General features: G+C 44.0%; 6 protein-coding genes. All 6 read right to left on the bottom strand.

What is annotated here, in order from left to right:
- Positions 1-129: 129 nt before the first annotated feature.
- Positions 130-873: a succinate dehydrogenase/fumarate reductase iron-sulfur subunit gene (locus tag Q0K96_RS10040; protein WP_297333859.1), complete on the bottom strand. Its 744-nt coding sequence runs from the start codon at positions 871-873 to the stop codon at positions 130-132.
- A 40-nt stretch (positions 874-913) separates the two neighbouring features.
- Positions 914-1,282 (bottom strand): four helix bundle protein, encoded by a 369-nt coding sequence (locus Q0K96_RS10035; protein WP_297333858.1) that lies wholly within the window; start codon positions 1,280-1,282, stop codon positions 914-916.
- Positions 1,283-1,312: 30 nt separating this feature from the next.
- Positions 1,313-3,313, bottom strand: a complete 2,001-nt coding sequence (locus tag Q0K96_RS10030) for a fumarate reductase/succinate dehydrogenase flavoprotein subunit (RefSeq protein ID WP_297333857.1) — start codon at positions 3,311-3,313, stop codon at positions 1,313-1,315.
- 4 nt (positions 3,314-3,317) lie between these two features.
- Entirely contained in the window at positions 3,318-4,208 is an 891-nt protein-coding gene (locus tag Q0K96_RS10025; RefSeq protein WP_297333856.1) for a succinate dehydrogenase cytochrome b subunit, read from the bottom strand.
- Positions 4,209-4,454: 246 nt separating this feature from the next.
- A complete protein-coding gene (locus tag Q0K96_RS10020; protein WP_297333855.1) occupies positions 4,455-5,678 on the bottom strand; it encodes an MFS transporter in 1,224 nt (407 codons plus the stop codon).
- Positions 5,679-5,694: 16 nt separating this feature from the next.
- The gene (locus tag Q0K96_RS10015) at positions 5,695-6,690 is read right to left on the bottom strand and encodes an alpha/beta hydrolase (RefSeq protein WP_297333854.1); all 996 of its coding nucleotides are present in this window, start codon (positions 6,688-6,690) and stop codon (positions 5,695-5,697) included.

Genomic DNA, 6,690 nt, shown 5'->3' with positions numbered 1-6,690 from the left:
ACTTAAAAGAGATAGTGGTAGACTTCATCATTACATTTTTAATATTCCAATAAATATAAAAAGTTTTAACCAAAAAGCGCAGCCTAAATGGCTGCGCTTTTTTATCAAAATAAAAACTATTACTTATCCTTATTTCATGCTGGCGAAAAGGTATTCCCTGTTCATACGGGCAATGTTCTCTAAAGAGATACCTTTAGGGCATTCCACTTCACAGGCACCGGTGTTAGTACAGGCGCCAAAACCTTCTTCGTCCATTTTTGCCACCATGTTTAATACACGCTCTGTAGCTTCAACACGGCCCTGTGGCAACAGTGCAAGCTGAGACACCTTGGCAGATACAAACAGCATGGCAGAAGCATTTTTACAACTTGCCACACACGCACCACAACCAATGCAGGTAGCAGCATCAAACGCCATATCGGCATTGTGCTTTTTGATAGGAATAGCGTTTGCATCCTGGGTGTTACCTGATGTGTTTACCGAGATATAACCACCGGCCTGCTGAATCCTGTCAAACGCCGACCTGTCCACAACAAGGTCCTTAATAACAGGGAACGCCTTAGCACGGAAAGGCTCTATGTATATAGTGTCACCATCTTTAAACTTCCTCATGTGAAGCTGGCAGGTAGTAACACCCCTGTCGGGCCCGTGGGCCTCGCCATTAATAAACAGCGAGCACATACCGCAAATACCCTCGCGGCAGTCATGGTCAAAAGCAACAGGCTCTTCACCTTTGTTGTTCAGCTCTTCGTTAAGCACGTCAAGCATTTCAAGGAAAGACATATCAGGAGATACGTTATTGATGTTATAATCTACCATCCTTCCTTTATCGCGGGCATCTTTCTGACGCCATATTTTAAGTTTAAGATTCATGTTAATATAGTTTATTAGCCAATAGGCAATAGGCAATAGCTTATGCGATGCTTAATGTCCTGATAAAGGCGTTTAACATTTTACTTTCTTCTGTTATAAGGTTTATTAATTCATTATATCTAACTTCCCCAACAAAGCCAAGTTCTCTGGCAATTATTAGCTGCGTTTCCAGTTCAAAAAGAGAGCCACGTGCTATTCTCAAAAACTGTATGTAATTTGGTTTAGAACTTCGCCCCCATCCTTCAGCTATATTAGACGGAATAGAAACTGCTGCTCTTTTCATCTGGCTTTGCAAACCAAAAACTTCATCTTTAGGAAAATCCTGTAACACAGTATAAACCAGTTTTACAAGCTGAATTCCTTTTTGCCAAACCAATAAATCTTTATAACTCTGAACTCCTTCGGTCATTTCTATTGGCTATTGGCTAATGCCTGTTGGCTATTTATAACTCCTTTGTACCAGTTTTACGTTTTCAAATACCAGTTGCTCTTTGTGCAGAACGGACTCGCTTGGCTTTCCTTTGTATTCCCATGCGGCTACATAGGCAAAGTTTTCGTCGTCGCGTTGTGCTTCGCCTTCCTCTGTCTGGTATTCTTCCCTAAAGTGCCCTCCGCACGATTCATTCCTGTGCAGGGCATCTTTTGCAAAAAGCTCTCCAAGTTCAAGGAAATCGGCAACACGCATTGCCTTCTCAAGTTCCTGGTTAAAGCTGTTCATGCTGCCCGGAACTTTTACATCACGGTAAAACTCCTCTCTTAGCGCTGCAATCTCTTCAATTGCTTCGTTAAGTCCCTGTGCGTTACGTGCCATACCTACTTTATCCCACATAATTTTACCTAATTTTTTGTGGAAATGGTCTACAGTATGCGTACCGTTATTATTGATAAGGCGCTCCAGCTGGCCCCTTACATTATTTTCTGCTTCTTCAAATTCAGGAAGATCGGTAGATATCTTACCGGTACGGATATCTTTAGCAAGATAATCACCGATTGTGTACGGCAACACGAAATATCCGTCAGCAAGGCCCTGCATCAATGCAGAAGCACCAAGTCTGTTGGCCCCGTGGTCAGAGAAGTTTGCCTCGCCAATAGCGTAGCAGCCTTCTACGGTAGTCATAAGGTTATAGTCAACCCAGATACCGCCCATAGTATAGTGTACCGCAGGGTAAATCATCATCGGGGTTTCATACGGGTTCTCATCCACGATTTTTTCATACATCTGGAAAAGGTTACCATATTTGTTTTCTATGACCTCAGTACCAAGCCTTTTTACAAGGGCTGCATCTTCAGGGTCAAGGCCTTTAATTTTAGCCTGCTCCTTACCATAACGCATAATAGCCGAGGCAAAGTCAAGGTAAACCGCTTCGCCTGTTTTATTAACACCAAAACCGGCATCGCACCTTTCTTTTGCCGCCCGCGAAGCAACATCCCTTGGTACAAGGTTACCGAAAGAAGGGTATCTCCTTTCAAGGTAGTAGTCCCTGTCTTCTTCGGCAAGTTGTGTAGGCTTAAGCCTGCCCTCGCGAATGGCCTGTGCGTCTTCAAGTTTTTTAGGTACCCATATACGCCCGTCATTACGAAGCGACTCTGACATCAGGGTTAGCTTCGACTGGTGGTCGCCCGATACCGGAATACAGGTAGGGTGAATTTGTGTATAACATGGGTTAGCAAAGTATGCTCCCTTTTTGTGTATTTTCCATGCGGCTGTAGCGTTACTTCCCATAGCATTTGTAGAAAGGAAGAACACGTTACCATAACCGCCTGATGCAATAACCACTGCGTGTGCCGAGTGGCGCTCCAGCTCTCCTGTTACCAGGTTGCGCGCAATGATGCCCCTTGCTTTGCCGTTTACCACAACAAGATCCAGCATTTCGTGGCGGTTAAACATTTGTATTTTGCCACGTGCTATCTGGCGGTTCATTGCCGAGTAAGCTCCTAATAAAAGTTGCTGCCCCGTCTGTCCTTTAGCGTAGAATGTACGTGATACAAGCGTACCACCAAATGAGCGGTTATCTAAAAGCCCGCCATACTCCCTTGCTAATGGCACACCCTGTGCAACACACTGGTCTATAATATTGGCAGAAACTTCTGCAAGGCGGTGCACATTAGCTTCGCGGGCGCGGTAGTCGCCTCCTTTTACAGTGTCATAAAATAACCTGAATACAGAGTCACCATCGCCCTGGTAGTTCTTGGCTGCGTTAATACCACCCTGTGCTGCAATAGAGTGCGCACGGCGCGGCGAATCCTGAAAGCAGAATGCCTTAACGTTATAGCCAAGCTCTGCAAGCGTTGCTGCGGCAGAACCTCCTGCAAGCCCTGTGCCTACAATGATAACATCTATGTTACGCTTGTTGGCAGGGTTAACCAGGTTAATATGGTCTTTATAGTCTGTCCACTTAGTGGATATTGGTCCGTTTGGTATTTTAGAATCTAATGCCATAATATTAAGCTTTTAGAAAGAAATGAATGTAAACAGGAATAACGGCAAATAAAAGCGGTATGATGATCGCGAAAGCCTTTCCGAAATTTTTAATGAGCAGGTTGTAGTTAGGGTTGTTAACACCCATAGACTGGAACGCGCTGCCAAAACCGTGGTAAAGGTGGAAGCCCAGAACAACCATAGATAATACGTAAAGGATGGTAGCAATAAGCCCGTAATCAGGATTTTTAAAGAATGCTACCGTAATTTTATGAAGGTCTTTATAGCCTTCTGCAAAAAATGCTTTTTGTGTTTCCTTGTCAGATCCTTTTGCAACAGTGCTGTTTTCATCTACAGGCATTACATAGTAAAATTTGTTGCCTTCTTTAATAAGGTTTTCACCATCTACCTGCTGTACCGGCAGGTACCTTGAGCTGCCCGAACCTGTAGTGATGTAAAAGTCCTGCTTGCCACCCATAGGTGTTGTTATAGATATGGTTTGCAACGGCATGTCTTTGTTAAAGTGCATTACCGCCCAAAAGTTTACCATGTGTGTTACAATAAATACCAAAAGCAAAGTACCCAGCACGGCCATGTTTCTTGATGCCCATATGGTATTCCTGTCGGGCCTGTTGTTTACATATTTTACCGGCCTTGCCTTTTGGTTTTGTATTGCAAGTAATATGCCATCCACAGCGTGGAAGATAATAGAAATGTAAGTAACATAAGAGAGTATCTTAACAGCAGGATTAGTTGTCATGAACAGCGCATACATGTTAAATTGCAGTGCGTCCGCAAAAATAAGCTGTAAGTTACCCAGTAAGTGCCCCACAAGGAACAGGCACAGAAATAAACCTGTTAAAGCCATCCAGTATTTTTTAGCCAGAGTGGACTTTAATAGTGCAGATTTTGCCATAGTAGTTGATTAAAATATAAGTTTTTTAAAAAATCCAAACAAAAATACGGCTAAAAGCGAATTGCTACAACCATTTCGCTCTAATTTATAATCAGTTTAAAGTACGTTTTATCTAATGTTTAAGCCCGCTGAGATTATATTTTATATCTTTTTGCGCCGGGCTTTACGAAAATGCTTTGATTTTTAAAAAATTAACTGATTAGCTTTTTTGTAAAAAGCTTAAACAAAAGTATTTAGGCTAAGGTCCTATGCCTCGCCAATTGCTTTTACTTTGGTTACCAGCAGTGCAATGCCTACCCCAAAAACAGCTATTATGGCAAAAGATATTCGCAGGCTTGTAGCATGGGCAATATAGCCTATGGCAGGAGGCCCAATCATAAAGCCAAGAAAGCTAACGCTGGAAACCGTTTGCAATGCAATACCGGGTGCTATGCCGGGCCTTCGCCCCGCGATGCTGTATATTACCGGCACTACTGTAGATACACCAAGCCCAACCATCATAAAAGCAAACGTGGCAGTAATAAGGTAGGGGAGTGCCACCGCCAGCAGCAGCCCGGCAGATATCATGCAGCCGCTAATCTGTAACACGCGTTTGCGCCCCAGCCTGCGGATAAACCTGTCGCCGAAAAAGCGGCCAAGCGCCATCATTACCATAAATGATGCATAGCCCAAAACTACGAGCGCTCCGGGTGCCTGTACCACATCTTTAAAATAAACCCCGCTCCAGTCGAACATAATGCCTTCGCTCAGCATACAACAGAAAGACATTGCTCCCAACCACAGCAAAACGGTATCGGGTTTAGTGAAAAATTTCTTTTTGGGCTGTGCAGGAGGCTGTTTAGCTTTAACAAGATATTTGTAGTTGAACAAAATAACAAGCCAAAGCACTATAGCGACTATGATAAAATGCATAAAGGGACTAAGCTTAAGCGCTATCATTCCTATACCGGTTATGGCTCCGGTAAAGCCTGCGGTACTCCATGCACCATGAAACGCCGACATAACCGGGCGCCTGTAAAGGCCTTCTGTATAAATGCCCTGTGTATTGATAGATATATTGGTAAGGTTACTGAAGACGCCGAAAAAGAACAGGGCAACCAAAAGCTGCCACTTTTCTGACCCTAACCCCAGGCCGATAAGGCTTAATATATAAAAGCTAAGCCCGAGTACCGCTGTGCGGTGGCTTCCGTACCTGGTGGCAAGCCTGCCTGAGAAGGGCATGATGCAAAGCTGCCCCAATGGTATGGCAAAAAGTATGGTTCCTAAATCGGCTTCGCTAAGGCCTAATGTGGTTTTTATATCGGGTATGCGGCTTGCCCATGTGGCAAAGCAAAGCCCCATGCTAAAATAGAACAGCCCCACCGCCCACCGTATCCGGTTAAGGTAAGACTGCTTGGCATCTTTATAGGCCCTGCAGTACGGCAGTGCCTGTTTTATATCATCTTTTTTAAATTTAAACTCACCTTTCATAAAGGCTGCAAAGCTATTATTTTTTCAGAAAATCCTTCAGCGGTTTTATAAACCTGTCATAGGCCTCTATGTGTGGCAGGTGCCCTACATCATCAAGTTCTGTAAGCTGGGCATTGGGGATTTTCTTTTTGGTTTTCCTGCCCAGTTCGGGGTAATTGCCCAGCTTGTCCTGCACCTCTTTCGGGGCGCGTGCTTTGCCAAGTGCCGTGCGGTCGCGTTGCCCTATTATAAGCAATGTCGGCATTTTTAGCTTCTCAAACTCATACACCACCGGCTGTGTAAAGATCATATCATAGGTTAAAGCAGCATTTTTAGCAATAACCGGATAATTCTCATTTAATGTCCAGCCTGCAAGTATGTTGACCCATTTATCATATTCGGGCTTCCATTTGTTATCGTAGTAAAAGGTAAGCTGGTATTGTTTTATCTTTTCATAATCCTGTTTCAACTCCTGCTGGTACCACTCGTCAACACTCTGGTAAGGCACCCACAGCTTCCAGTCTTCCAGCCCTATTGGGTTAGCCAGTATCAGTTTTTCTGTTACTTCGGGATACATCAGCGCGAAACGTGTAGCCAGCATGCCGCCCATGCTATGCCCTAAAACGGACGTTTTACTTACGCCTATTTTATCAAGGACTGCCTTAGAGTTTTGTGCCAGTAGCTGAAAAGTGTATTGAATATTAACAGGCTTCGCCGATTTGCCAAACCCGATCTGGTCGGGTATTACCACGCGGTACCCATCATTGCTGAGGTCGCGGGCGGTTTGCTCCCAATAGGCACCGTTAAAGTTTTTGCCGTGCAGCAGCATAATGGTTTTGCCGTTTGGCTTTTGCGGTTTTACATCCATATAAGCCATTTTTAGCTGTTGCCCCTGTATATCAAGCGTAAGGTATTCTACGGGGAAAGGATACTCATAGTCTTGAAGCATCAGCCCAAGTTCACGCAGTTTTTCCTGAGCATTTGCAGATATGCATAATAGCAACATCGCTATTATCATTATTCCTTTTTTCAT

Origin of the sequence: Flavobacterium sp., assembly GCF_024305175.1 — a bacterium.
Classification (GTDB): Bacteria; Bacteroidota; Bacteroidia; order Flavobacteriales; family Flavobacteriaceae; genus Flavobacterium.
This window is presented reverse-complemented; position numbering and strand designations above follow the sequence as displayed.

Bases quoted from the DNA above. Each gene is read 5' to 3' on its own strand.
- Q0K96_RS10030 (WP_297333857.1), bottom strand. From the start codon at position 3,313: ATGGCATTAGATTCTAAAATACCAAACGGACCAATATCCACTAAGTGG.
- Q0K96_RS10025 (WP_297333856.1), bottom strand. From the start codon at position 4,208: ATGGCAAAATCTGCACTATTAAAGTCCACTCTGGCTAAAAAATACTGG.
- Q0K96_RS10020 (WP_297333855.1), bottom strand. From the start codon at position 5,678: ATGAAAGGTGAGTTTAAATTTAAAAAAGATGATATAAAACAGGCACTG.
- Q0K96_RS10035 (WP_297333858.1), bottom strand. From the start codon at position 1,282: ATGACCGAAGGAGTTCAGAGTTATAAAGATTTATTGGTTTGGCAAAAA.
- Q0K96_RS10040 (WP_297333859.1), bottom strand. From the start codon at position 873: ATGAATCTTAAACTTAAAATATGGCGTCAGAAAGATGCCCGCGATAAA.
- Q0K96_RS10015 (WP_297333854.1), bottom strand. From the start codon at position 6,690: ATGAAAAAAGGAATAATGATAATAGCGATGTTGCTATTATGCATATCT.